The organism is Ilumatobacter sp. (assembly GCF_041688325.1).
Lineage (GTDB): Bacteria > Actinomycetota > Acidimicrobiia > Acidimicrobiales > Ilumatobacteraceae > Ilumatobacter_A.
In genome coordinates this window covers 1-1,555 of the sequence record NZ_JBDNIJ010000393.1, presented here as the reverse complement: position 1 = coordinate 1,555, position 1,555 = coordinate 1, and the positions used below count along the sequence as shown (strand labels likewise).

Below are 1,555 nucleotides of genomic sequence, written 5' to 3'. Positions count from 1 at the left end.
TCCGTTGCTGTGGCATTCGACGACCTCTATTACCTCGAGCGTGCCTGCCGTCAGCAGGTTCTCGCCCAGTCCACCGGACTTTCATGAGAGCTCATTGCCGAGCCACTCCTGTCCGAGACCTGGTGCCAGCTGCAGCGAATCCGGCCCGAGTCGGCTGCCGCACATTTCGAGGCACAGATGCGCGTCCACGGACGCACGCCGTGAGGCCCGAGAGCGCGCCGCTACGTGTCGAGTATGGAAACCGCCGATGTCGTGGTCAACGGTGCCGGCATCGCAGGGATGACGGCCATGGCCGAGTTGACTCGCGACGTGTCGGTGGTCGTCCGGGGTAACCCTCGACGGGATGACCCAGGCGCCGGACGAGAGGTCTCCGACGCTGAACACTGTGGCACAGCTCGACTCACTCGCCGACGAAGCACGAAGCTGTCGCGAAGGCTGCGCGCCTGACGCGAGATGTCGCACTCGACCTCGACTCGGCCGCACCGTTCGACATGACCGTGAGCCAGTGGTTCGAGATCTGGATCGGTGAGATCCTGCCGCTCGCTGACATCTCCGACGTCACCCGTCGCGGGTACATCCAAATCGCCCGCATCTACGTACTCCCCCACGTCGGCGACGTCGGCCTCGAAGACCTCGCACCGGCGCGGGCTGCGCGTTGCCGAGCAAGAAGGCCATGTGAACCGCGACGCTCACGGTCACGCGGGCGCTCAAGCGAGGCGATCGCGACACGCTGTACTTGGACGAGCCAAAGACGAGCGGGTCGCGCCGAACCATTCACTTACCCCCACTTGCCGTCGGCGTGCTCCGCAAGCATCGAGAAGACCAGGACCAGCGACGCGTTGCCTTCGGTTCAGAATGGGGCCTCGGCTGGCCCGACGATCTTGTGTTCACGTCGACGGTTGGCACACCTCTTGGGCCGAACCGTTGCAATCGACTCGTGAAGGCGATGACCCTCGCTGTGCTCGGCCGAGAACTCACCCCTCACAGGATGCGACACTCAGCCGCGTCACTTCTGATCGCCGCAGACGTCCCGCTTAAGACGATTTCCGATTCGCTTGGCCATTCATCGATCCGAGTCACCAGCGACATCTACGGCCACCTCTTCTCGCCGGCGAAAGCCGATGCGGCGGATGCGATGCAGCGGCTTCTCGACGGTGCCGACGAACGCGGATGACCCGCTCAGAACACCGCTGAAAAATCGGACTTGTCAGGGGTCGCAGTGTTCGTCGCAGCCTCGACATTCGGTCACGAATGTGGCGTTGCGCTGGGCGGTGATGTGGATGGCGATGTCGTTCAAACTTAGGGGTGTAGTCGGTGAGCCGGTTTCGTTGAAGCTCCAACAGACTTGTGTTTGGGGTCTGGTCGGCCGATACTGGAGACATGGCAACAGCGGCAGCACCGATTGATCGCGGCGAGCCACGCCTGCGGTTCGTGCCGACCCCTGCCCAGGCTCGCGTCATTGCTGAGCTGCTCGAGGTCGCCCCACCGGCGAAACGTCGAGCCACCGAACCCCGCTCCTGAGCTGGCGTGGCCTACACCTTCCGACCCGCCGCGC

General features: G+C 64.0%; 3 protein-coding genes. All 3 read left to right on the top strand.

What is annotated here, in order from left to right:
• The first annotated feature begins 234 nt into the window (after positions 1–234).
• Positions 235–447 carry a hypothetical protein gene (locus tag ACH2EI_RS19640; RefSeq protein ID WP_395161265.1) on the top strand — a complete coding sequence of 71 codons (213 nt, stop codon included), beginning with the start codon at positions 235–237 and terminating at the stop codon, positions 445–447.
• A 289-nt stretch (positions 448–736) separates the two neighbouring features.
• Positions 737–1,174, top strand: a complete 438-nt coding sequence (locus ACH2EI_RS19635; RefSeq protein WP_395161263.1) for a tyrosine-type recombinase/integrase — start codon at positions 737–739, stop codon at positions 1,172–1,174.
• A gap of 206 nt (positions 1,175–1,380) precedes the next feature.
• Complete coding sequence (locus ACH2EI_RS19630) at positions 1,381–1,521, top strand: hypothetical protein (RefSeq protein WP_395161261.1); 141 nt, start codon at positions 1,381–1,383, stop codon at positions 1,519–1,521.
• The last annotated feature ends 34 nt before the right edge of the window (positions 1,522–1,555 follow it).